Raw genomic sequence first — 22,794 nt, 5'->3', positions numbered from 1 at the left:
CCGAAGTGCTGCCCGTCAACGTGGTGGTGGTGGCCAAGGCGCCGGTACCCGGTCAGGCCAAGACGCGGCTGGCGGCCGCCGTGGGGGATGACTGCGCCGCCGCGGTTGCCGCGGCCGCCCTGCGGGACACCCTGGATGCCGTTGCCGCGGCACCGGTGGCGTCCCGCACCGTCGCGCTCACCGGCGACCTGGGCCAGGCCACCGACGGCGCAGCCATCCGGCAACAGTTGGCGACGTTCACGGTGATCGAGCAGCGTGGCCATGATTTCGCGGATCGACTGGCCAACGCCCATCTGGATGCGGGCAGCCGCGGCTATCCGGTGTTGCAGATCGGCATGGACACCCCCCAGGTCAGCCCGGCCCTGCTCGCCGAGTGCGCGAAGTCGTTACTGGGAGCGGGGGCGGTGCTCGGGCCCGCGCACGATGGCGGCTGGTGGTTGCTGGGACTGCACGACCCGGCAGCGGCGGTGTGTCTGCGCAGCGTGGCGATGTCGCGTCCGGACACCGGCGCATGCACATTGCGCGCGCTCCGCGCCGCCGGACTGGAGGTGGCGTTGCTGAGCACCCTCGCCGATGTCGACACCATCGGCGATATCGCCGAAGTGCGTCGTAGGTGCCTGTCCGGCAGCCGATTTCACCGTGCGACGAATCGGCTGGGGGTGTGATGTTCGGGCATCTGTACGAACGCGCACTGACCGGCGAACGGTGCTGGGTCCGGTACACCGACGGCAGCGTCTACAAGTTGCCCGTGCACAACTGGTTGGGCGGGCGCCGCACCGATCGGCGGTTCGACCGGGCAGTGCTGGATCGTTGTGACGGACCCACCATCGACTTGGGTTGCGGCCCGGGACGGTTCGTCGCCGATCTGATGCGCCGCGGTGTGCCGGCCCTCGGTGTGGATCTGTCCGCCACGGCGGTGCAACTCGCCCGGCGCAGCGGTGCCCCGGCATTGCGCCGCGATGTATTCGGGCCGCTGCCGGGGGCTGGGCGATGGCAGACCGTACTGCTGGCCGACGGCAATATCGGACTGGGCGGCGATCCTTTGCGGATCCTGTCCAGGGCGCGTGACCTGATGCGGCGCGACGGTGTGTGCCTTGCCGAATTCGACTCTGCACCAGGCGGTGTACGCCGACGATGGGTGCGGCTGGAAACGGCGAACACCATCGGGCCGTGGTTCCGATGGGCGACGGTGGGCATCGACAACGCGGTGCCGGTGGCCGCTGCCGCCGGACTGGCGGTGATCGGCATTCATCCCATCGGGGATCGGGTGTTGGCCAGTCTGGCGCTGCCGTGAGCACCCTGCGCGGCACGGCGGTCACCGCGCGGGTGGGCGTCGCATTGGGCATCGCGATCGTCGTCTGTTTCTGCACCGGGCTGCTCAGCCATCTCATCCAGCATCCACCACCGTGGTTCGGCTGGCCGGCCCGGCCGGTGTGGCTGTACCGGCTGACCCAGGGGGCGCATGTCATCAGCGGCATCGCCGCGATCCCGCTGATCATCGTCAAACTGTGGTCGGTGTGGCCCAAACTCTTCGAACGGCCCGTCATCGGCGGGCTCACTCGTGCGTTGGAGCGGCTGTCGATCCTGCTGCTGGTCGGTGCGATGCTGTTCGAACTGTCCACCGGTCTGCTCAATGTCGCGCAGTGGTATGCCTTCGAGTTCTTCTTCACCACAGCACATTACGCGGTCGCCTACTTGGCCATCGGCGCCGTGCTGGTGCACCTGGCAGTCAAACTGCCGGTGATCCGGCGCGCGCTGGGCGAGCCACTGGATGACCCGCGGGCCGCCGGTACGAACGGTCCGACCCGCCGCACCGTGCTGTGGGGCACTGGCCTGGCGGTCGGGATGGCCACGGTTCTGACCGCCGGCCAGGCGGTACCGCTGCTGCGGCGGGTGTCCTTGCTGGCTCCGCGGTCCGGTAATGGGCCGCAGGGAATTCCGGTCAACCGGAGCGCCATCGCCGCAGGGGTGCTGCGCAAGGCGTCGGCACCCGACTTCAGGCTGACCGTGGTGAACGGTTCAGCGACCCGGGCGTTCACCCTGGCCGAGCTGAATGCACTGCCGCAGGCCACCCACCGGCTGCCGATCGCCTGTGTCGAGGGCTGGAGCGCCGACGCCGAGTGGACCGGCGTCGTGCTGGCCGACCTCATCGCGTTCGTCGGCGGTGCGCCCGACCGCGATGTCCGAATGATCTCCCTCGAACCGCCGGGCCCGTACTCGCGGACCCAGCTGCCGGCCCTGCATGTGCGGGACCGCATGACGCTGATCGCGCTGCGGCTCAACGGCGAGACGCTGCACCCGGACCACGGCTACCCGTGCCGGCTGATCGCCGCATCCAGACCCGGTGTGCTGCAGACCAAATGGCTGACCCGAATCGAAGTGGTGTCGTGATGGCGATGCGCGCCGTGCTGCTGACCGCCGGGCTGGTGGCGGTGGGGTACGGCGCCGTCCTGCTCTCGGACGACCCACCGGTGATCATTGCGCGGATCGCGATCTGGGGACTGGTGGCGGTTCTCGCCCATGACCTCGTGATCGCTCCGCTCTGTGTGGCACTGGGTTTCGTCGGTAGGTGGATCCTCCCGCGCGCCTGGTGGTCTCCGGTCGCGGTGGCCGGACTGTGCAGCGTCGTGCTGGTGGCATTGGCTGTCCCGGTATACGGAAAACCGGGGATGCGCCCCGACAACGCCACCGTGTTGGACAGGAACTACCATGCCGGACTGTGGATTTCGCTGGCTGTCGTGTGGGGCACCGTCATCGTGTACCTTGCTGCGGCCCGCTTCCTACCAGTTCGTCAGGATCAGCGAATTGAGCGCCAGTGCGCCGGCGACGTTGACGGCGAGCCACCACCTGCGTGACGGTGGCGGCAGCAGCGCACCGGCAGCGGTGAGCCATACGGTGAACGGCAGCCAGATCCGCTCCGTCTCGGCCTTGCTCAGCATGCTCAGATCGGCGCACAGAATTGCCAGCAACGCCGCGACCACCACCACCTGCACACCGGATCGGCTGCGCAGCGCCGCCACATCGACGGCGCGGCGGATACCGGCGACCGTGCCCAGCCCGACGGCGCACACCACCGACGCCAAGTTGGCCCACGACCAGTACTGGAACGGCCGATTCGAGGCGATACCCTGCCAATACCGTTGCTGGACCAAGGTGTAACCGTCGAACCACCAGAATCCGGTCAGCGCGAAGGCGCCCACCACCGCCAGGGCGGCGACCACCGCCGCCGACAGGACACGCACCGCGGTTCGACGGTCGGCGGTGAGCACAACGGCGATGGCCGGAATCGCCATCAGCGCCAGCCCGTAGTTGAGAAAAATCCCCCAGCCGAGCAGCAGGCCGGCGCCCGCACCGGTCAGTGCGGGGCTCCGGTTGCGGGTCGCGAGCGCGAGCACCGCAATGCCCCAAGCCGCCACGCCGGCGTAGTAACCGTCGGCAGACACCGCGATCCAGATCGCGGTGGGAGCCACCGCGACGAAAGGTGCGCAGGCGCGGGCGAGGTCCTCGCCGGCCATGGCCCGCACCGCGATCACGATCGCGGCGGCGGCGCTCGAGCCGACCAGCAGGCACCACAGCCCGGCCCACGCACCCCCGCCCAGGCCGATACGGTCGAGCCAGACGAAGGTCAACAGTGCGCCCGGCGGATGACCCGACACGTGCGTGACCCAGGAGTTCGGCTGGAAATCCAAAATGCGCGAGGAGAAGGTGCGCAGCGCTTCGGGGATGTCGGTGATGGTGGGCACCTGGCGGAGGTACTCGTGGCGGGCGGTGAGCCGGCCCGCGAAACCTCGTTGCCAGCCATCGATCATCGCCAACGAGAACGCCCAGGCGCAGGACGTCGCCCACACCGCCCACGGCAACACACGCCAGGGCAGCCGGGCCGCCAGCGACGGTCCCCAGAGCACGGCGGCCGCCCCGATTGCCGCGGCCGGTACTGTGCCCGCACCCACGTGTGCGTCCCACCAACCGAATATCGGCGCGGTCTGCGCGAAATCGCGGATTTGCGCCGCGGAGCTGTTGACGAGTGGCGTGACCACGTCCAGATGCAGGTGCGGAACGACGAACGCGACGGCCACCAGGACCGCTGCGGCCCCGGCGGCGAGGACATCTGCGCTGCGCGGCTTCACACCGCCAGGTTAGGTGAGCGCGGGCGCGGATCTTCTGACAATTCGATGACGACCCGATCCGGCCCCGTTCGTGCCGATCAGGAACAGCCGAAGCACACCTGGGCGTCCTCGTCGGCCATGTTGTGCCGGTGATGGACCAGAGCGCAACGGGTGCATACGAATTCGTCGGCCTGCTGAGGTAGCTCCTGCACCGCCAGCGGGGTGTCGTGATGAACGGGCACGGGCGGCGTCCCTTCCGGTGCAGAGTCGACTGGGCTCGATGCGGTGATAGTGCCCCGCAGGCTCGCCCGGTAAACCCGCTATCGGCGCTGCAACTCGATCACCGGGATCACCCGATCGGTCTTGTCCTGGTATTCACCGAATCCCGGAGCCTGCGCCACGATGCGGGCGTATGCGGCATCGCGTTCGGCGCGCGGCAATTCACAGGCCTGCACGTCGTATTCATCGGTGCCGATCTCGATGTGGGCCTGCGGGTTGGCGCGCAGATTGTGCAACCAGGCCGGATCGTGGTCCGCCCCGGCGTAGGAACCGACGATCAGCAGCTTGCCATCCAGGTCGAACGACATCACCGGGGTGATCCGGGTCTGTCCGGATTTGGCGCCGGTGCTGTGCAACAGCAGCAGGGTGGCGCCTTCGAAGGGGCCGCCGACCTTGCCGCCGTTGGCCCGGAACTCGGCGATGATCGAGTCGTTCCAATTGTCGGCCATGAGAATTCACTCCTGCGCAGGTCCGGTCAGCTGCCGGGCCACTCGCCGGTCGCCTTCTGGAAGACGGGCGCACCCTGACGATCGATGACGGTCTTCACCACCGAGAAGATTACCCCTTGCAGGGCTGCGGCCAGGAGTATCTGGCCGAACGGATACCCGGTTTCCAGGGCGCCGGGTGGATCGGAATGGTGTCCCGGCGCGGCACGTTTCCAGACCTGCTTGAAGATCGCGCCGGCGATCACGCCGCCGGCCACCGAACTGGCCAAGCCGACGGGCCGGTACAGCACGCGTGCGGCCACGCTGGGCTTGTTGGTCGACACGGTCATCGGCCTGCCCTCCTGCGCCGCCAGACCAGCACGCCGGCGACCACCGCCAGCGCGGCGATCGCGGGGACGACCGACCTGACACCGTGTCGTTCATCGGTGACGGCGTGCACGGCGTGGGAGGCGCGCTCGACGACGTGGTCTTTGGCGTCGACGGCTTTGTTCTGGACGCGGCCCTTGACGTCGAGTTTGTGCGATAGCGCGTGCACGGTGTCACCGAGCTCCTGGCGGGTGTGCTCGATATCCTGCTGGATCTCGTCAATACCGGCCTCGGCGTCCAACTCTGGCCGGGCGTGCTCAGGTCCGGTCATGGCGCGCCCCCTTCACGTGCTCGATATCGGTTTTCACGCTGGTGACGACCTCCTGTGCGGCCGGAGGCACCTGCGTGACCTCCTTCTTTCCGACCATGCCGGTGATCCCGGCCGCCACGAACAGCACCGCCGCGGTGATCAGGCCGGCGGCCCACGCCGGCACGCTTGGCGGAGGCTTGGAACTCTTTCTGCGCCAACAGAATCTCGTCGCGTACCAGACGTGACGTCTGGGTGGAAAGCTGTGTCAGCAGTTGCGTGACCGACGGTTCGTCGGCCGGTTTTTGTGCGACGCTCACCTCGACCATTTGTGACCGCTCCCTTCGATGTCGCCTCTCCAGGGCAGTGCCCGGCCTCCGAAGCGGTCAAACATCGGTCACATCCTGGTGAATTGCGACCGCGCCGCCCGGACTGGGTATTGTCGGATCTGTCACTGAAGCAGAGGGTCCTGCGCGACCAGGGTGACCTTCATACGTGCTTAGTGAAGGACGTGATCACCCATGCGCGCCCCATTGAACCCGCGGCTCGCCCCGGCGGCGGTGCCCGGTGCCGGCAGCTTGACGGTCGCGCACCGGCTGTCGCTGCTGCTGGTGGAGGACGACAAGGCCGACGCACTGCTGGTCGAAGAATTGATCGCCGACACCGCCGCCGATATCGACTTCACCTGGTCGCAGTCCATCTCGGACGCCGAGAGCAAACTGACCAGCATTCGGCCGCATTGCGTCCTGCTCGACCTGAACCTGCCCGATGCCGACGGAATCGATGCGCTGCATCGTCTCGGCAATCTGGATCCGACGATCCCGATCATCGTGCTCACTGGGCTGAACGACGAGCATTTCGGCGTCTCCGCGGTCGCCTCCGGTGCACAGGACTACCTGGTCAAAGGGCGCGTCGACCCGGAGATGCTGCGTCGGGCGGTGCTCTACGCCATCGAACGCAAGCGGGCCGAACTCACCGCGGTCGACCTGCATGCCAGCCGGCTGCGTGCCCAGGAGAACGCCCGGCTGGAACGCGGCCTGCTGCCGTCCCCCTTGCTGCTCGACGACCCGGGGGTCGACATCTTCACCCAATCCCTCCCGAGCCGGCGCGAGGCCCTGCTCGGCGGCGATTTCTTCGATGTCGTGCAGACCCCCGACCGGACCGTGCACGTGATGATCGGTGATGTCGCCGGGCACGGGCCCGACGAGGCCGCCCTGGGTGTCGCGTTGCGTATCGGCTGGCGGGCGCTGACCTTCGCCGGCTTGCGGGGTAACGACCGCATGCGTCAGCTGGACCGGATCCTCACCACCGAGCGCCCCGGCCGGGGCACGTTCGCCACCCTGCTCAGCGTGGCCCTGGAGCCCGACAGCGGAGTTTTCAGCGCGGTGCGGGCCGGGCATCCCGGCATGCTGGTGCACGGCGGCGGCACCGCGGAATGGCTGGAGCCGCCCGCCGGCCCCGCCCTCGGTCTGGGCGCCCGCGAGTGGCCGGTCAACCGGCTGCAGTTGGACGAGGGACACGGCCTGCTGTTGCTCACCGATGGTCTGTTCGAGGGCCACGCCGGGCGGGGAGAGGAGCGGCTCGGCGAAGCAGGGCTGCTGGCGCTGGCCCGCTCCGTCGCCGCGCTGCCCGGCCCGCAGTTCGTCGATGCGCTCATCCGTCAGGCCGACGCCAGGGCGCAGCCACACGGCGGCCTCACCGACGATATCGCCGTGATCCGGGTGGAGCGATCCGCCCGATGAGACTCACAGTGCAGGGCTGGCAGAATCTGGTGCTGTCGGTGATGGGCGTGGTGGTGCTGTCCGGCGCGGTGGGCGGGGCGCTGCTGATGAGCAGAACCGATCGGGTCGCCGGTGAGCTGATCAACAGCACCCAGCCGGCCCGGGTGGCCGCCTACGAACTGCAGGCGGCGGTGCGTGACCAGGAAACGGCCGTTCGCGGATACGCGATCGCCGCCGACCGCCAGTTCCTCACCCCGTACGCCGATGGCCAACGTGCCGAAGCGCAGGCGGCGCAGAACATTCGCGACTACCTCACCGGCCGTGACGATCTGATCGACGACCTCGATGCCATCGAGGCGGCCGCGGCGGCGTGGCGGTCCGGCTACGCGGAGCCACTCGTCGCGAGTGTCACCCCGGGCCGACCCACGGTTGTCGACAGCGGCTCGGCCGAACGCGGCAAGGTCGCATTCGATGGACTGCGCACGCTTTTCGACGTACAGAATGCCCACCTCGCCCAGGCGCGCACCGCCGGCATCGACGAATTGGAGCGGATACGCAACTGGCGTGACGGCGTCCTGGTCGCGATGGTGCTGGCATTCCTGGTGATGGGTGGCCTGCTGGCGATCGTGGTGCGCAACGCCGTCACCCGGCCGTTGGACACCCTGGCGGCGGCGTGCCGACGGATCACCGACGGCAATTTCGGGGAACGGATCGTCCCGCAGGGGCCCCGCGACATCAAAGCCATCGCGTCCGACGTGGAGAACATGCGGCAGCGGATCGTGGACGAGTTGGCGTCCGCGCAAGCGGCCAGGGAATCGCTCGACGAACAGGCCGAAGAACTACGCCGATCCAACGCCGAACTCGAGCAGTTCGCCTACGTGGCCTCGCATGACCTGCAGGAGCCGCTGCGCAAGGTCGCATCGTTTTGTCAGCTTCTGGAGAAGCGCTACGGCGACAAACTCGACGAGCGGGGCACCGAGTACATCGGGTATGCCGTGGACGGGGCGAAACGGATGCAGGTGCTGATCAACGACCTGCTGACGTTTTCCCGGGTGGGGCGGCTCAACGCCACCCACACCGAGGTGGACCTCAACACCACGCTGGAATCCGCGCTGAAGAACCTGACCGTGGCCCTCGACGAATCCAGGGCGCAGGTCATCCGCCCGCAGTCCCGGCTGCCGCTGGTGGACGGCGACCCGACACTGCTGGCCATGCTCTGGCAGAACCTGATCGGTAACGCCGTCAAGTTCCGTAAGGAAGGCGTCGCCCCGCGGATCGTCATCGAGTGCCGCGAAGGTGACGGCGACAACTCAGAGGATTGGGTATTCACCGTGTCGGACAACGGCATCGGCATCCCCGAGGAATTCGCGGACAAGGTCTTCGTCATCTTTCAGCGACTGCACGGCCGGGATACCTACGGCGGGACCGGAATCGGACTCGCCCTGTGCAAGAAGATCGTCGAGCACCACGGCGGCGCCATCTGGATCGACACTACCTACACGGCCGGAACCCGCTTCATCTTCACCATTCCGGCCACTCCGCCCACCGAACCCAATCGCATTGAAGACTTCGTGCTGGAAGGAAATCGATGATGACAGAGCCCGCAGAGACCAGAGCGATCGACATTCTTCTGGTGGAAGACGATCCCGGGGACGAGTTGATCACCCGGGAAGCCTTCGAGCACAACAAGATCAAGAACAATCTGCACGTCGCGCACGACGGCGAGGAGGGCCTGGACTTCCTGTACCGCCGGGCCGGCTACGAGGACGCCCCGCGTCCGGACCTGATCCTGCTCGACCTCAACCTGCCGAAGTACGACGGGCGGCAACTGCTGGAGAAGGTCAAGTCAGACGCCGACCTGTGCCACATTCCCGTCGTCGTACTCACCACCTCGTCGGCGGAAGAGGATATTCTGCGCAGCTACAAGCTGCACGCCAATGCCTACGTGACCAAACCCGTGGACCTCGACCAGTTCATGAATGCGGTTCGCCAGATCGACGAGTTCTTCGTTCAGGTGGTCAAGCTCCCGCAGTTCTGATCTCGGCGCTGGCATCGGGCACCGCGCCGATGTGGTCCCACTGCAGGCGAACCTGCGTGCCCGTCGCGGTCGAATCGATGACGGCGCGGTCGGAAAGCGCATGCATCAACGGGATGCCGCGCCCGCGAGCGGGATTGCTGATCGCGGGATCTTTTGCCCGCCAAGCGCCTTCGTCGATCACCAGAACGGTGAGGCTTTCGCGCTGCCGGTCGTAGTCGGCCCGGACATGCATCATCCCGGGCTCTTGAGCCTTGAAATAAGCGAACTCCGCCGCGTTGGCCAGGGCTTCGTAGAGGGCAAGCAGGATATCGCTGCCCTTCACTTTGTCGAGGGTGAAGTGGGCGTGCAGCCAATCGGCGAATTCACGGCGGATCATGGCGGCACAATCGGGTGTCGCTTCCACGTCGTTGCGCGTGAAGCGTGCACCGGACTGCGCTTGGCCTGTCATCTCGACCTGTGAATTACCCGAATCGTGTTGAAGTTACGTCGCCACCGCGCTGAGTGCCTCGTCAAGGGTGGCGAACACGTCGACGACGTCGGCGATGCCCACCAATTTGAGTGGCCTGCTGGTGGCGGGGCCGTCGGCGACCACGGCGAAACCGACGGCCGGTGTGAGGTCGCCATGGGCGGCGACCAGCAGCCCCATCCCGGCGGACGCCAGGAAATCCACCGCCGCGAGGTCCACCACCACGGCTTGGGGTGACGTGGCCGCGGCCGAGGCGATCGCCGCTTCCAGTTGCGGGGCGGTCAGCATGTCCAGGGTCCCGGTCACCGAGACCACACTGACCTCACCGATCCGCTTCTCCTCGACCTCACAGCCGGGCGCCGAGGCAGCGCCGGTGGACGGGTCTGGCTGGCTGGTCATCGCCACCTCCGAAAGGTTCGTGCGTTACTCCGGTAGTCGACAAAGTCTATCGACGGGCCACGCGGAGGTAGCTGAACCCTCGCACGACGGTCGGTCACGGCTTGACCGCAGCGATGACGGCCAGCGTCTCGACCCGCTGACCGACCGGCAACAGGCCCGTCTGCTCCAACCAGGCGGCCCGGCTGTGCAGCACCGGCCCGAACGGGACGCGCTTCTGGGCCACCACCGAGCTGCGCAGCCCGTTGGCCGTCAGGGTGTTGACGGTGCGGGAGATGTCGGCGAATTCCGACTGCACCACGAGCAGCGTGCCGTGGCGCCGCAGCAGTGCCGGAGCCGCCGCGCACAGCGGATCGAGCACCCGCCGCCCGTCGCGTCCGCCGTTGACGGCCAGTGCGGGACCGGGCGCCGCGGGATGCGGGTCCGACGGCTCGGGCACATAGGGCGGGTTACACAGCACCAGGTCGTACGGCCCGGTCGAGATGGCTCGGGTCCAGGCCCCTTCCAGAATCTGGACATCCGCACCGGCTTGCATTGCATTGAGTCGCGCACATTCGATCGCCGCGGGCGAGCGGTCGAAAGCGCTGACCGAATAGGCCCCGGCGGCCGCGGCGGCCAGAGCGGCCACGCCGGAACCGGTGCAGAGGTCGGCCACCGACAAGCCCTCCGGTGGTGCGACCGCCATCATGGCCTCGATCAGCAGATACGAATCGTGCTGCGGCTGGTAGACCTCGGGATCGGCGTCGACAGGCCGGCCTGCAGAGACAGGTTCGGCGAGGCCATCGGCAGTGACGGTCATGGCGTCCTTTCTGGGCGGCGGGCATCAAGTCCGCCACGAGCGGACGGGTCATATTTCCCGATAATCGACGGGGCTAAACCGATCTGTCCCCGAGCGGCGGTGACCGTGTGGCGGTCAGGCCGCCGGCTGCGCGCAGGACAGGCAGTCGGGGGTATCGATGTCGATGCGACCACAGTCGGGGCAGATGAACGGGATCATGAAGGTCACCTCACGCTGGCGGTAGGGAACGGGACGCGGAGCGAAGCAGCCCTCGCCCGGCGCGTACATGCCCCTGCTGGCGCTTCAACCGGGCAGGTCGAAACTGCCGGGCGGCAGCGCCGGCTGAGCGGGCGATGGTCGCCTTCGGTAGTGTTCAGCCGTTGTCGGTGACCAGCCGCGGGAAGCCCGAGGGGCCGTGCCGTACCGAACTCAGTGCGGCCGTCAGGTTGGCCCGGGCGGGCAGGGCGGAATCCGGGTCGCAGATGCCGAGCAACCGGGTGGCGTCCCGGCTCGGCACCATAGCCCAGTTCACGCCGTGACCGGCTGCCCGCACGCTGACGGTGTGGACGGCGGAGAACGCGGCGGTGCCGAAGAACCCGACTGACCCGAAATCCACGATCAGCCGTTCGGTGAACGGCAGCAGCGACGACACGTAGGCGATGAACTCGGTGCTGTTGGCCGCGTCGAGTTCGCCGTGCACGCAGACGACGGCGGTCGCGGCCTCCAGCCAACTGGTGGAGTAGGTGGCCAGCGCTTTTTCTGGGGGAGGGAGCGGTCGAGCGGTGGAGACGGATCCCATGGTGACTCCATACAGTCGAGATGACATGTATTCGACATGCGGTCGCGTACCGAAGACCCCGGCCGTGGCGATCCCATTGTTCAGGTGCGCAAGTGAGTCGGGCCGCCTCCGCACCGTCATCTCTGACGTACCGCAGCTGGCTGTGGCCTCAACCTGCACCGACCCTACGTCAGGTCCCCGGCCTGCACAATCGTTGCCAAGAGATTCTCATGAATCGAGCGCCGGGCGGTTTCCCGGCCTGGAATCGAGGGTAAAGACATTGGAGCGCAGCTATTTTGGCCCGCTGGATCAGTGAGAGCCCGGTGACTCGGGTTCGGTCGTGTCGGCTGCGTTACATCTGGCCGGGACGCGTTTCCTGGTTGGCGGCCCAGGGTATGAACGGGTGATGTCGCAATCCGATGCTGTAGAAATCTGGCCGGGCAAAGCGTATCCACTGGGCGCCACCTACCACGGTTACGGCACCAACTTCTCGATTTTCTCGGAGGTGGCCGAGCGGGTGGAGTTGTGTCTGTTCGACGCCGACGGCACCGAGACGCGGGTCACCCTGCCCGAGGTCGACGCGTATGTCTGGCACGGGATGATCCCCAATGTCGAACCCGGCCAGCGTTATGGCTACCGGATCCACGGCCCGTACGATCCCGCCAACGGTCACCGGTGCAATCCCAACAAGTTGCTTCTCGACCCGTACACCAAGGCGATCGATGGTCAATTCCAGTGGGATCAGACCTTGTTCGGCTACGACTTCGGCGACCCGGACAGCCGCAACGATGACGACTCGGCCGCCAGTATGCCCAAGTCCGTGGTGATCAGCCCGTTCTTCGACTGGGGTTCTGACCGGTCGCCGCAGCACGGATACGCCGACACCGTCATCTACGAAGCGCACGTGAAGGGCTTGACGCAAACCCATCCCGACGTTCCCGAGCAGATGCGGGGCACCTATGCCGGCGTGGCGCATCCGGTCATCATCGAGCACCTGAAGTCCATCGGGGTGACGGCCATCGAATTGATGCCGGTGCACCATTTCGCCAATGACTCCACCTTGATCGACAAGGGTCTGTCGAATTACTGGGGATACAACACCATCGGATTCTTCGCCCCGGATTCCAAATACAGCTCGAACCCCAATCCGGGGGGTCAGGTGCAGGAATTCAAGGCGATGGTCCGCGCCCTGCACGAGGCCGATATAGAGGTCATCCTGGATGTGGTCTACAACCACACCGCCGAGGGCAACCATCTGGGACCCACCCTCAGCTTTCGGGGTATCGACAACGCCGCCTACTACCAAATCGTCGACGACGACAAGCAGTACTACATGGACTACACCGGCACCGGCAACAGTTTCAACGTCCGGCATCCGCATTCGCTGCAATTGATCATGGACTCGCTGCGCTACTGGGTCACCGAGATGCATGTCGACGGCTTCCGCTTCGACCTGGCGTCCACCCTGGCCAGGGAGTTCTACGACGTCGACCGCCTCGCCACGTTTTTCGAACTGGTGCAACAGGATCCGACGGTCAGTCAGGTCAAACTGATCGCCGAGCCATGGGACGTCGGTCCGGGCGGTTATCAGGTGGGCAACTTCCCGCCGCAGTGGACCGAATGGAACGGCAAGTACCGCGACACCGTCCGCGACTTCTGGCGAGGCGAGCCGGCCACCCTCGACGAGTTCGCGTCGCGGTTGACCGGATCGGCGGATCTGTATGAGCACACCGGGCGGCGCCCGGTCGCCTCCATCAACTTCGTCATCGCTCACGACGGCTTCACACTCCGAGACCTGGTGTCCTACAACGAGAAACACAACGATGCCAACGGCGAGGACAACAACGACGGCGAAAGTCACAACCGGTCCTGGAACTGCGGGGTGGAGGGTCCGACCGGCGACGAGACGGTGAATGCGTTGCGTAGCCGCCAGCAGCGAAACCTGTTGGCAACGCTGCTGTTGTCCCAGGGCGTGCCGATGATCTGTCACGGCGACGAACTCGGGCGCACCCAGCAGGGCAACAACAATGTCTACTGTCAGGACAACGAACTCTCCTGGATCGACTGGGAGTCCGCCGATGCCGAGCTCATCGAGTTCACCAGGAAAGTGGCCGCGCTGCGCACCGAACACCCCATCTTCCGCCGGCGCAGATTCTTCAACGGTCGTCCGGTGCGCCGCTCGGCGGAAGGCCTGCCCGACATCTCCTGGTTTCAGCCGGATGGGACCGAGATGGGGGAGGGCGACTGGGAAAGCGGCTTCGGCAAGTCGATCGGGGTGTTCATCAACGGTCAGGGCATCCCGGACCGGGACGCGCGCGGCCAGCGCATCACCGACGACTCATTCCTGCTGTGTTTCAACGCCCACCACGAGCCGATCCTGTACACCCTGCCGCCCGCGGAATTCAGCGCGCGCTGGCAACCGGTGCTCTACACCGCGGACTCCGCACACCTCGAGGACGCCAAACCGCTGGACGCCGGCCAGACCGTGACGGTCGACGCGCGTTCGACGTTTGTGCTCCGCGGCGTGGCGGCCGCGCAGGAGTGAGGGTGCGCACCGCGGTTAGCCTGGCCTGTTCCGGTCACAGCGGGTTTGACCAAGATCAATTTCGGGGTACTCCACGATCACGAGTTTCCAACCGAAAGGAACAACCATGGGCGACAGTGGACCCGAAGAAGCCGTGAAGGGCATCGTCGAGGACGTCAAGGGCAAGGCCAAGGAGGTCATCGGTATCGTTGCCGATCGCGACGATCTCCGGGAGGAGGGCAAAGCCCAACAGGACAAGGCCGATGCCGCGCGTGACGTCGCCAAGAAGGAAGCCGAAGCAGATGCCGCCCGAGCCGCCGAAAGCGCCGCCGAGGCGCGTCAGCAAGCGGCCGAGTAACCACAAGTCAGTCCGAGCGGCAGGAGCCAATGCGCTCCTGCCGCTCGTCTGCTGTGCCGAGACAAAGGAACACCGATGAGGGATTTCACCTGTCCGAACTGCGGACAGCGGCTGGCGTTCGAGAACTCGGTGTGCCTGAGCTGCAAGAGCAAGATCGGCTTCGCCCTGGAGCAGATGGCGTTCCTGGTGATCGCAAATGAGGAGCAGGCCGACCAGTCCGGCGCCGTCGCCGACACCGAGTATCAGCTGTGCGCCAATCTTCATCTGGCCGAATGTAATTGGTTGGTACCGCGGGAGCCGGTGCGCAAGCTCTGCCCGTCGTGCGTGTTGACGCGCACCCGCCCCAATGATGCGGACACCAAGGGGCTGGCCGCGTTCGCGCTGGCCGAGAAGGCCAAGCGCCGATTGGTCACCGAACTGCACGAACTGGGCCTGCCCATTGTCGACCGCGACACCGATCCGCAATTCGGGCTGGCCTTCGACCTGCTCTCCAGCGAGCAGGAGAAGGTCTTCACCGGGCATCAGAACGGGGTCATCACCCTGGACCTGGCCGAGGGTGATGACGTGCACCGCGAGCAGTTGCGGATCGCCATGGAAGAGCCCTACCGAACACTGCTCGGCCACTTCCGCCACGAGATCGGGCACTATTATTTCTACCGGCTCATCGCGCCGGTGCCGGATTATGCCGAACGGTTCCGCGAACTCTTCGGCGACCCGGACGAGGATTATCAGGCGGCGCTGGACCGGCACTACGAAAACGGGCCGCCGGCAGATTGGCAGCGGAACTTCGTATCGTCATATGCCACCATGCATCCGGCCGAGGACTGGGCCGAGACATTCGCGCACTATCTGCACATCCGGGACACCCTGGACACCGCCGCCGCCTTCGGCTTCGCTCCGGCCGGCGCGACCTATGAGCGGCGGGTGCTGGGCCCCAGCGGGTTCGGCACCATCACCGATATGTGGCTCCCGCTGTCGTGGGGGCTGAACATGGTGAACCGCTCGATGGGCAAGGACGACTTGTACCCGTTCGTCCTGACCGCCTCCGTGCTGGCCAAGATGCAGTTCCTGCACACGATCATCGACGAGACGACTTCCTGACTGGTTTAGGACCTCTACGTGCGGGTACACAGGTTCGTGCCGTCGACCGCCACCAGCCTTCAACCCGCACTGCCGTCAGCCGCCGGACCGGTTTCCGAAGCGCTACTGGACCATCTCGCCTGCCGTGCACCCCGCCGCCATTACGTCCCCGTCGAGGCCCCCGTGGGGGACACCGAGCCGTTCGGGCTGGATCTGCAGCTGTCGCTCTATGTCAGCTACGAATTGCATCACCGCGGGTTCGCCGGCGTCGACCCGAGGTGGGAGTGGGATCCCGGCGTCCTGCAGCTGCGGGCACGCCTGGAGGAGTCCTTCGGCACCGCGCTGCGCGACGGTGTCGGCGACGTTTCGGAACACAAGGTCGTCGACGAGATCCGGCGGCTGTGCAAGCAGCGCCCGGTGCTGGCCGACCACCTGCGCGAACAGGGGACATGGCCGCAGATGCGCGAGTACTTCGCGCAACGCTCGGTGCATCGCCTCAAGACCGATGATTCCCGTGCCTGGGCGACGCACGCGATGACCCCGGCCGAATCCTCTTCTGCGACAGCGGATGGCTTCGCACCGCACTCCTTCGCCGAGGTCCTGAAGGCCGCCGGGCTCGACACCGAATACCTGCGATACCTGAACGACGTCAGCGCCGAGGCGTTGGCTCTGGTCAACATGATGTCGATGTTCGGCCTGCACCGTAATCTGCGGGGCGCGGCGGCCGGTCAGATGCTGGCCACCAAGATCGCCGTGCGGCGCGCCTCGGGCGCGCTGGTGGATGCGTTGGTGCGGGTCGCGGCGCCAGCGCCCTGTGTGCAGTTCTATCGGGCCCACACCGGGCCCGGCGCCAAGGTGCGCTGTGACACGGTGGGCGCGCTGCTCGAGCGTGAGCCCGAGCTGGAATCCGATGTGGTGCTCGGCATCCGGGCATTCGAACTGATCGAGGATCGCTTTGCCGCCCGGTTGGTGACCTGCTGGACGGAAGGTCGCACGTCGCTTCGGCACGCATCGTGGTGAGCCCCGGCGGCGCACCTGAGTTCGACCGGGAACTCCTGCAGGAGTTGCTTTTCGCCTATGGACCGTGCGGCCAGGAAGAGGCCGTGCGCGAGGTGTGTCACCGGGTGCTGGCACCGCTGGTCGATGAGACGTGGGTGGACCGCGCCGGCAACTTGGTCGGGCTGCTGCGGGGCCGCGACGCCACCGCGTCACCGGTGCGGGTGATGGCACATCTGGATGAGTTGTCGATGTTGGTGAAGCGGGTCGAACCGGATGGGTCGCTGCACGTGACGCAGCTGGGCACGATGTATCCGGGCAATTTCGGGCTGGGGCCGGTGGCCGTGCTCGGCGACCGGGACGTGCTGACCGCGGTGCTGACGCTGGGTTCCGAGCACACCACCAAGGAGAGCCGGCGGATCTGGGAGACCAAGCCGGATCAAGGTGACAAGGCGATGGACTGGACGCACGTCTACGTGTTCACCGGCCGGACGCCGGAACAGTTGGTACAGGCCGGGGTGCGGCCGGGGACCCGGTTGTGCATCGACCGCAGCAAGCGCACCCTCGTCGAATTCGGCGACCATCTGGGCTGCTATTTCATGGACGATCGCGCCGCCATCCTGGCCGTGCTGGAGGCGGCTCGGGCGCTGGCTCCCGACGATGCCAGACCGCTCGCCGACGTGTACGTGGTGTTCACCACCGGCGAGGAGATCGGCGGCGTCGGCGGTGCGTACGCCAGCCGCACGCTGCCCGGTGATGTCACCCTGGCGGTGGAGGTGGGGCCCACCGAAGCCGAATACGGGACGACGTGCGCCGGGGGGCCGATCATCGGTTACAGCGACGCCCTCTGCGTCTACGACAAGGCGATCGCGGATCGGTTGATGGACATCGCCTCCGCGCTGGACCTCGACCCCCAAGCGGCGGTGCTGGGCGCGTTCGAATCCGACGCCTCGCATGCCAAGGCCGGCGGCCTGGCGGCCCGTGCCGGACTGCTGTGCCTGCCGACGCTCAGCACGCATGGGTACGAAGTCATCTCCCGCGCCGCCGTACCGTCGGTCGCGCGGGTGCTGGCGGACTTCCTGCGGGAGCCGCTGCCGACTGAACCTCCCGATTCGAGGAGAATCGCGGCGAACTAGGCCGACCGGTCGACCAGGTAGTCGCTGCCGCCGACGTAGACGATCCCGGGGTGATACGGCGAGCGTGCGGCACCGGCGATCGCCGAGGCGAACTCTTCGACCGTCGGCAGCGGGGCGTAGGCGCGGCGGGCGTCGACAGCGCCCGGGTCCCGGCGCTGCAGCAGCCGGATGATGATGGTGCCGTCGATCATGTCGCCGGAGACAACGGTGAAATGGATTCCGCGCTGGTCGAATTCGTGCTTCATGCCATGCAGCGCCGTCTCGCCGGCGCGCTTGCTCATCGCGATGGGTGCGTATCCCTTGGGGACGGCCTTGTGGGGGTAGAAGTGCGCCTGATGGCTGGTGACGAACACGATGCGGGCACCGACGGGCATGAGGGGGAGGGCGAGTTCGACCAACCGCCGCTGGGCATCGCGGTTCAGCCGCATGGCGTAGCCGGAATCCGCGTTCTGCTCAAGGCCGCCCGAGGCGTTGAGCACCAGCATGTCGAGGCGGCCGAAACGCTGCCCGATCTCGGTGATCATCGCGGCGGCCGCCGCCTCGTCGGAAATATCGGCGCCGGCGGTGGACGCCTGCCCGCCGAGGTCGCGGATGGCCTCGGCAACGGTCTGGGCCCGTTTGGACTTCTCGCGGTAGTTCACGATGACGTGGGTGTCGGGCCCGGCGAGTTGGCGGGCGACCTCGGCGCCGATGCCGCGGGACGCTCCGGTGACCAAGACGATCTGACTGGTGATCCGGGTGTCGTGCATATCGGTTCCTTCCGCCGGCCAGGGGAGGCGGCTGCGCCCGTACTGGCACCTACGAAGAATCACCGTACACCGAAAATAAGGAAAATAAGAGATACCTAAGGTAACGGTAAGGTGGAGTGTCGGCCGAGGGCCGGTCACCGGCCGTTGCTGTACACCCGCGTCGGATCGATGAGCACCGCCGTGCGGCCCTGCTCACGCATCACCCGGTCGTAGGTGTCCCAGTCGTCATGCGTGCCGCCGGCCGCGGTGAAGACGTCCCGCAGCAAGAGGCGCAACACGTCGGGTTCGGTCAGCCAGGGTTGCCGATCGTGCGGGCCGGCCAGCTCGGCGCGACCCTCGACGGTGGCCCACTGCCAGCCGGATCGAAAGGTGACCGCGATCTGTGGGCGTGCGCGCAGATTGGCCAGTTTCACCGGGCCGTAGGTGACGAACCCCAGCACCGGCGCCGAAGTCACGGGATGCGCGAGCACACCGGCATTGATCAACGAAGACTGGATCGTGGCGTCGGCGCGCAGTGTGGAGACCACCGCCAGGCCTTGATCCGGTGCAGCCAACGCGGCCGCTTCCGTCAGCGTGGGCATGGCGCCCTCCTTTGCGTGGTGGGTGACCGGTTCTCGTTCACGATGACGGGACGCCGGGCCCGGCGACCGCATTGGCCAGGGTGCCACTTTCGGCATAGCTGTCGAGCTGGGTGCGGGCGACGGCCCAGGCCCGTTCCCATGCGCCCTCGGTGCTGCCCGCCACGTGCGGAGTCAGTAGCAGGCCCGGCGCCGCCCACAGCGGGTGCCCGGGCGGGAGCGGCTCGGGGTCGGTGACGTCCAGCGCGGCGCGCAACCGCCCGGACGTCAGCTCGGCCAGCAGGGCCTCGGTGTGCACGGCGGCGCCGCGGCCGGCGTTCACCACCACCGCGCCGTCGCGAAGCTTGCCCAGGAAGTCCGCATCGATCAGCCGGTGGGTGGATCGGTCGGCAGGCAACATGGCCACCACCACGTCGGCGGCGGGCAGCAGATCGTCGATCTCGTCGATACCGTGGACCCCGGGGCGGGCCCGCCGCCCGACCAGCGTCACCGCCGTCTCGAACGGTGCCAACCGGGACGCGAGATTCACCGCCAGATCCCCGGCACCCAGGATGAGGACCCGCTTGCCGATCAGGGTCTCGGTGGCCCGGGCGCGCCAGATCCCGGCGGCCTGCTGGTCGCCGAACTCCCGCAACTCACGGAACATGCTCAGCAGCGCGGCCACCACCCATTCGGCGGACGAACCGCCGTGCGCCCCGCGCCCGTTGGACAACGTCACGCCTTCGGGCAACAGCGGCAGCCACTGCTCGTAGCCGGCGTTGAGCGTCTGCACCAGGCGTAGTCCGGGAAGTTCGGCGAATCGGGCACCGACGGCCGGCGCGTTCTCGTACCCCACCACGACCACGGTGGCAGCGCGTCCCTCACGCGGCCACGGCGCGCCGGGTTCGTACCTGATCGGCTGCAAGCGGGGCGATTCGCCCAGCACCTTGACGCCGGTTTCATCGGGAACGAGGACCTGCACCGGGTCGCTCACGAGTGCCCCCGGTGGACGACCTCGTCGAACAGCCGGCGATCCGGTTGCACGATGGGCCGCAATGGCCGGTCGGCCGGGTACCCGATGCCGAGCAGGTAGGTCACATTTCGGCGCGGGCGACTAGCGTCCCAGGTTTCCAATTCGATCTCCGTTCCTCGACTGCCCGGTGAAACCACGCTGCGGCGCCTGGTATTTCGCACTGGCGTGCCTATGATTTCGCTGTGGCCATTCCCGAGGTCCTGCAGACCCAGCCGCTGGCCGAGGAGATCCTCGAGTCGCACCGGTACCGCGCCCGCGGCGACGACGAAGGTTTCGACGCGTACAAGGCCCACGTGTATCGGGTGCTCAACTTCGCCCGCGCGTTGACGCCCGACGTTCCCGGGCGCGACGACAAGCTGGCGATCGCCGCGGCGTTCCACGACTTGGCCGCCTTCGACACCCTCGATTACCTGGTGCCCTCGATCGTCGCGCAGGATGCCTGGCTGCAACGCACCGGGCGCGAACAGTGGTCGGACGAACTGGCCGTCGTCGTCGCCGAACATCATCGCTTCTCCCGGTACCGGGCCCCGCGCCCGCACGCGGCGTTGGTCGAGGCGGTGCGCCGTGCCGATCTGATCGACGTCAGCCAGGGCCTGATCCGGTTCGGTCTGCCCGCCGCGTTCGTCAGGGAGGTCCGCGGCACCTTCGACGCCGACGTCTTCTTCAGGCGGGTGATCCCGGCCGGCGCGGTGCGTGCCGTGCGCAAGCTGCAGCCGCTCGGGTTCCTCCGGCCCGCTGATGCGCTGCGGCGTTCGGGTCACACAGGTGCCGATCGCTGATCATGCCGCACGCTGTTCCAGGCGCCGGACCCGCGGGATGACGTGCTCGGCGAACCGGCGCATCTCGGGTTCGAACGGCTGGAACTGCAGCATGAACAGCTCGATACCGAGGTGGCCGAACCGGACGATGCGTTCGGCGACGGTGTCGTAGCTGCCCACCAATCCGGCGGCGGTCCCGCCGTTGGTGCCCACATGCGGGTGCTCGGCGAAGGTCTTGAACATCTGCGCCTTCGGGTCGGCGTTGGACAGCACCGAGTGCGTCTCGGCGGTATCGCGGCCGGCCAGTTCGAACGCGTATGCCAGCTCGTCGGCGGCCGTGCGGTCGGAGTCTCTGGCGATCACGAAAGCGGCCAGGCCGAACCGTGCCGGTGCGCCCGGACGCGGGCGGCGCGCGACATCGGCGATCAACCGTCGCACGTTGTCCTGCGGCTGGCCGTTGATGAACCAGATATCGGCGTAGTCGGCGGCCAGCGCCCGGGCCGGTTCGGATTCGCCGCCGACGTAGATCGACGGCCGGGCGCGGTACCGGCCGGCCGGCTTGAGCTTATAGTCGTCGACGTGGAAGTACTTGCCGTGGAACGTGGTTCGCTGCCCACGGAGCAATGAGTCGACGACGGTCAGCCATTCCCGGCCGTAGGCGTACCGTTCGTCGTGCTCGAGGAAGGGCAGCCCGGCCCGGGCGATCTCCGGCGCGAACCAGGCGTTGACCACGTTGATGCCGAATCGGCCGGCGCTGATCTCCTCGATCTGCAGGGCTTGTTTGGCCAGCACCACCGGATGGTAGAGCGCGGGTTTGATGGCGGTGATGATCTCGATGTTGTCGGTCACCGCCGCCAAAGCCGCACTGGCCGTCCACGCTTCGAGCTGATCGTAATGATCGCCGGACGGATTGACCTCGTGCTGGGCCACCAGGGTGGCGTCGAACCCGAGCTTGTCGGCCTCGACGATCTGGTCCCGGTTGCGTGCCCAGGACGCGTCGACCGGCTCCAGGGGATGCTGTTTGGCGCCCCAGGTGCCGTACACCAGTGCCCAGACACCGAACCGCACCGCAGATGTACCCACCGGGCCAGGCTAGAAATCGCGGGGTGTGGTGAAAACGGTTGCGGTCAGGCTGATTTTCTCTGCGCGGATTCAGTTCACCGGGATTCGTCGGGAACTAAGCCGTAGCTGCGGCGGTGCGCGGCTGATCCTGCCGGAGAATGGCGGCGTCCACCAGGCTGCGGATGATCTCGTCGGTGCTGAAGTCGCTGAGCCACAGGTTCGGTGAGTCGGTGCGGTGCAACATCGCCACGCCGTGCAGGGCCACCGATAGTGAGGCCGCAATCCGATGGGCGGTCTTGCTCGGCGGGGACTGCGGCGCCCGGCTGCGGCAGGCGAGCAATCCGCGGGTCACGGTCTCCAGTGCCTGGTGTGCCGCAGGCGGGACGTCGGCGGACTGTGTCATCAGGGCGTAGCGCAGCGGAAAGCGCTGCGCGAACGACACATACGTCTGGCAGCCGAGTATCAGTTTGTCTCGTGCCGTCGCGCCCGGCTTGCTTTGCTCGGCGATCTCCGCGCCGACCTGCTTCCAACCGGCTTCGGCCACTGCCATCAGCACCTCATCGCGGTCGGCGAAGTGGGCGTACACGGACGGCGCCGCGATGCCGGCTGCACGGGCGATCCCGCGAAGGGAGACCTCGGCTTCGGTCTGGGCGGCATCGATCAGGCGGATGGCCGCGGCGAGAATCTCGTCGCGCAGTAAGGCGCCGTGGCCACGCTGATTGCGGCGGCGGGCGGGCTGGGGCACGACCCCAAGCCTAACACCCATAAGTTTACGGGCGTTAGCACGCTCGGCGCTGCGAGTTCCGGATCAGGTCCTGCTCGACGGTCGGGCATGAGCTGGCTCACGCTAACTTTACGGTTGTTTCCTTACCTGCGTAAGGTTAGCCGCCGAGGCAACGGAACCCGTGTGTGCTTGCCGT

General features: G+C 67.1%; 28 protein-coding genes and 2 pseudogenes. 13 read left to right on the top strand and 17 right to left on the bottom strand.

Going from position 1 to position 22,794, the window contains the following annotated elements; all coding sequences use genetic code 11:
- Positions 1–5: 5 nt before the first annotated feature.
- Genes ACXPWS_RS28530 through ACXPWS_RS28515 form a run of 4 tightly spaced genes read left to right on the top strand, consistent with a single transcriptional unit; the run spans position 6 to position 2,855 of the window.
- The gene (locus tag ACXPWS_RS28530; protein WP_458713729.1) at positions 6–665 is read left to right on the top strand and encodes a TIGR04282 family arsenosugar biosynthesis glycosyltransferase; all 660 of its coding nucleotides are present in this window, start codon (positions 6–8) and stop codon (positions 663–665) included.
- Positions 665–1,294 (top strand): methyltransferase domain-containing protein, encoded by a 630-nt coding sequence (locus ACXPWS_RS28525; RefSeq protein ID WP_458709871.1) that lies wholly within the window; start codon positions 665–667, stop codon positions 1,292–1,294. The genes ACXPWS_RS28530 and ACXPWS_RS28525 overlap by 1 nt, the downstream gene beginning before the upstream one ends.
- On the top strand, positions 1,291–2,391 hold the full coding sequence (locus ACXPWS_RS28520) for a molybdopterin-dependent oxidoreductase (RefSeq protein ID WP_458709870.1): 1,101 nt from the start codon (positions 1,291–1,293) through the stop codon (positions 2,389–2,391). Before ACXPWS_RS28525 ends, ACXPWS_RS28520 begins: the two co-directional genes overlap by 4 nt.
- On the top strand, positions 2,391–2,855 hold the full coding sequence (locus ACXPWS_RS28515; protein WP_458709869.1) for a hypothetical protein: 465 nt from the start codon (positions 2,391–2,393) through the stop codon (positions 2,853–2,855). Before ACXPWS_RS28520 ends, ACXPWS_RS28515 begins: the two co-directional genes overlap by 1 nt.
- On the opposite strand, the gene ACXPWS_RS28510 is transcribed toward ACXPWS_RS28515, so the two are convergent.
- From ACXPWS_RS28510 to ACXPWS_RS28485, 6 genes and pseudogenes are all read right to left on the bottom strand, one after another.
- Entirely contained in the window at positions 2,781–4,127 is a 1,347-nt protein-coding gene (locus ACXPWS_RS28510; RefSeq protein ID WP_458709868.1) for a hypothetical protein, read from the bottom strand. The genes ACXPWS_RS28515 and ACXPWS_RS28510 overlap by 75 nt on opposite strands.
- A 77-nt stretch (positions 4,128–4,204) precedes the next feature.
- Positions 4,205–4,348 carry a DUF4193 family protein gene (locus ACXPWS_RS28505; RefSeq protein WP_458709867.1) on the bottom strand — a complete coding sequence of 48 codons (144 nt, stop codon included), beginning with the start codon at positions 4,346–4,348 and terminating at the stop codon, positions 4,205–4,207.
- Positions 4,349–4,426: 78 nt separating this feature from the next.
- Positions 4,427–4,834 carry a nitroreductase family deazaflavin-dependent oxidoreductase gene (locus ACXPWS_RS28500; RefSeq protein WP_458709866.1) on the bottom strand — a complete coding sequence of 136 codons (408 nt, stop codon included), beginning with the start codon at positions 4,832–4,834 and terminating at the stop codon, positions 4,427–4,429.
- A 26-nt stretch (positions 4,835–4,860) separates the two neighbouring features.
- On the bottom strand, positions 4,861–5,160 hold the full coding sequence (locus ACXPWS_RS28495; protein WP_458709865.1) for a DUF4235 domain-containing protein: 300 nt from the start codon (positions 5,158–5,160) through the stop codon (positions 4,861–4,863).
- Positions 5,157–5,468: a DUF3618 domain-containing protein gene (locus tag ACXPWS_RS28490; protein ID WP_458709864.1), complete on the bottom strand. Its 312-nt coding sequence runs from the start codon at positions 5,466–5,468 to the stop codon at positions 5,157–5,159. Before ACXPWS_RS28490 ends, ACXPWS_RS28495 begins: the two co-directional genes overlap by 4 nt.
- A pseudogene (locus ACXPWS_RS28485) lies at positions 5,455–5,773 on the bottom strand (phage holin family protein). The gene ACXPWS_RS28490 and the pseudogene ACXPWS_RS28485 overlap by 14 nt, the downstream one beginning before the upstream one ends.
- A gap of 192 nt (positions 5,774–5,965) precedes the next feature.
- On the opposite strand from ACXPWS_RS28485, the gene ACXPWS_RS28480 reads away from it, so the two are divergent.
- Genes ACXPWS_RS28480 through ACXPWS_RS28470 form a run of 3 tightly spaced genes read left to right on the top strand, consistent with a single transcriptional unit; the run spans position 5,966 to position 9,203 of the window.
- Positions 5,966–7,186, top strand: a complete 1,221-nt coding sequence (locus tag ACXPWS_RS28480; protein ID WP_458709863.1) for a PP2C family protein-serine/threonine phosphatase — start codon at positions 5,966–5,968, stop codon at positions 7,184–7,186.
- Positions 7,183–8,757 (top strand): sensor histidine kinase, encoded by a 1,575-nt coding sequence (locus ACXPWS_RS28475; protein WP_458709862.1) that lies wholly within the window; start codon positions 7,183–7,185, stop codon positions 8,755–8,757. The genes ACXPWS_RS28480 and ACXPWS_RS28475 overlap by 4 nt, the downstream gene beginning before the upstream one ends.
- Positions 8,757–9,203 (top strand): response regulator, encoded by a 447-nt coding sequence (locus ACXPWS_RS28470; RefSeq protein WP_458709861.1) that lies wholly within the window; start codon positions 8,757–8,759, stop codon positions 9,201–9,203. Before ACXPWS_RS28475 ends, ACXPWS_RS28470 begins: the two co-directional genes overlap by 1 nt.
- Here ACXPWS_RS28470 and ACXPWS_RS28465 read toward each other — a convergent pair.
- The 5 genes from ACXPWS_RS28465 to ACXPWS_RS28445 all read right to left on the bottom strand — a co-directional run bounded on the left by ACXPWS_RS28465 (position 9,184) and on the right by ACXPWS_RS28445 (position 11,642).
- Positions 9,184–9,651, bottom strand: a complete 468-nt coding sequence (locus tag ACXPWS_RS28465) for an ATP-binding protein (protein WP_458709860.1) — start codon at positions 9,649–9,651, stop codon at positions 9,184–9,186. The two genes, ACXPWS_RS28470 and ACXPWS_RS28465, sit on opposite strands and share 20 nt — an antisense overlap.
- A 33-nt stretch (positions 9,652–9,684) precedes the next feature.
- The gene (locus ACXPWS_RS28460; RefSeq protein ID WP_458709859.1) at positions 9,685–10,068 is read right to left on the bottom strand and encodes an STAS domain-containing protein; all 384 of its coding nucleotides are present in this window, start codon (positions 10,066–10,068) and stop codon (positions 9,685–9,687) included.
- Positions 10,069–10,162: 94 nt separating this feature from the next.
- Positions 10,163–10,753, bottom strand: coding sequence for a methyltransferase (locus tag ACXPWS_RS28455; protein ID WP_458713728.1), 591 nt, complete (start codon positions 10,751–10,753; stop codon positions 10,163–10,165).
- A 225-nt stretch (positions 10,754–10,978) separates the two neighbouring features.
- A complete protein-coding gene (locus tag ACXPWS_RS28450) occupies positions 10,979–11,131 on the bottom strand; it encodes a hypothetical protein (RefSeq protein ID WP_458709858.1) in 153 nt (50 codons plus the stop codon).
- A gap of 85 nt (positions 11,132–11,216) precedes the next feature.
- Positions 11,217–11,642 (bottom strand): STAS domain-containing protein, encoded by a 426-nt coding sequence (locus tag ACXPWS_RS28445; RefSeq protein WP_458709857.1) that lies wholly within the window; start codon positions 11,640–11,642, stop codon positions 11,217–11,219.
- 385 nt (positions 11,643–12,027) lie between these two features.
- Between ACXPWS_RS28445 and glgX the strand changes: the two genes are divergently transcribed.
- The 5 genes from glgX to ACXPWS_RS28420 all read left to right on the top strand — a co-directional run bounded on the left by glgX (position 12,028) and on the right by ACXPWS_RS28420 (position 17,715).
- A complete protein-coding gene (gene glgX / locus ACXPWS_RS28440) occupies positions 12,028–14,166 on the top strand; it encodes a glycogen debranching protein GlgX (protein ID WP_458709856.1) in 2,139 nt (712 codons plus the stop codon).
- 106 nt (positions 14,167–14,272) lie between these two features.
- Positions 14,273–14,503 carry a microaggregate-binding protein 1 gene (mbp1, locus tag ACXPWS_RS28435; protein ID WP_458709855.1) on the top strand — a complete coding sequence of 77 codons (231 nt, stop codon included), beginning with the start codon at positions 14,273–14,275 and terminating at the stop codon, positions 14,501–14,503.
- Between the two features lie 75 nt (positions 14,504–14,578).
- Positions 14,579–15,604, top strand: a complete 1,026-nt coding sequence (locus ACXPWS_RS28430; RefSeq protein WP_458709854.1) for a zinc-binding metallopeptidase family protein — start codon at positions 14,579–14,581, stop codon at positions 15,602–15,604.
- Between the two features lie 18 nt (positions 15,605–15,622).
- A complete protein-coding gene (locus ACXPWS_RS28425) occupies positions 15,623–16,603 on the top strand; it encodes an iron-containing redox enzyme family protein (protein WP_458709853.1) in 981 nt (326 codons plus the stop codon).
- Positions 16,597–17,715, top strand: coding sequence for a M42 family metallopeptidase (locus tag ACXPWS_RS28420; RefSeq protein WP_458709852.1), 1,119 nt, complete (start codon positions 16,597–16,599; stop codon positions 17,713–17,715). The genes ACXPWS_RS28425 and ACXPWS_RS28420 overlap by 7 nt, the downstream gene beginning before the upstream one ends.
- Here the strand turns inward: ACXPWS_RS28420 and ACXPWS_RS28415 are convergent.
- From ACXPWS_RS28415 to ACXPWS_RS28400, 4 genes and pseudogenes are all read right to left on the bottom strand, one after another.
- The gene (locus ACXPWS_RS28415) at positions 17,712–18,464 is read right to left on the bottom strand and encodes an SDR family oxidoreductase (RefSeq protein WP_458709851.1); all 753 of its coding nucleotides are present in this window, start codon (positions 18,462–18,464) and stop codon (positions 17,712–17,714) included. The two genes, ACXPWS_RS28420 and ACXPWS_RS28415, sit on opposite strands and share 4 nt — an antisense overlap.
- Before the next feature lie 134 nt (positions 18,465–18,598).
- The gene (locus tag ACXPWS_RS28410; protein WP_458709850.1) at positions 18,599–19,045 is read right to left on the bottom strand and encodes a TIGR03618 family F420-dependent PPOX class oxidoreductase; all 447 of its coding nucleotides are present in this window, start codon (positions 19,043–19,045) and stop codon (positions 18,599–18,601) included.
- 37 nt (positions 19,046–19,082) lie between these two features.
- Complete coding sequence (locus tag ACXPWS_RS28405) at positions 19,083–20,015, bottom strand: 2-hydroxyacid dehydrogenase (RefSeq protein WP_458709849.1); 933 nt, start codon at positions 20,013–20,015, stop codon at positions 19,083–19,085.
- Positions 20,012–20,119 (bottom strand): annotated as a pseudogene (locus ACXPWS_RS28400) (nitroreductase family protein); the annotation flags it as partial. The pseudogene ACXPWS_RS28400 and the gene ACXPWS_RS28405, both read right to left, overlap by 4 nt.
- Positions 20,120–20,236: 117 nt before the next feature.
- On the opposite strand from ACXPWS_RS28400, the gene ACXPWS_RS28395 reads away from it, so the two are divergent.
- On the top strand, positions 20,237–20,833 hold the full coding sequence (locus tag ACXPWS_RS28395; RefSeq protein WP_458709848.1) for an HD domain-containing protein: 597 nt from the start codon (positions 20,237–20,239) through the stop codon (positions 20,831–20,833).
- Here the strand turns inward: ACXPWS_RS28395 and ACXPWS_RS28390 are convergent, their stop codons facing one another.
- Positions 20,834–21,895: an LLM class flavin-dependent oxidoreductase gene (locus ACXPWS_RS28390; protein ID WP_458709847.1), complete on the bottom strand. Its 1,062-nt coding sequence runs from the start codon at positions 21,893–21,895 to the stop codon at positions 20,834–20,836.
- A 94-nt stretch (positions 21,896–21,989) separates the two neighbouring features.
- Complete coding sequence (locus ACXPWS_RS28385) at positions 21,990–22,619, bottom strand: TetR/AcrR family transcriptional regulator (protein ID WP_458709846.1); 630 nt, start codon at positions 22,617–22,619, stop codon at positions 21,990–21,992.
- Between the last annotated feature and the right edge of the window lie 175 nt (positions 22,620–22,794).

The sequence above is a fragment of the Mycobacterium sp. BMJ-28 genome (genome assembly GCF_054404835.1).
Note: the sequence above shows the minus strand (reverse complement) of the source record. Positions and strands in the feature narration are given on the sequence as shown.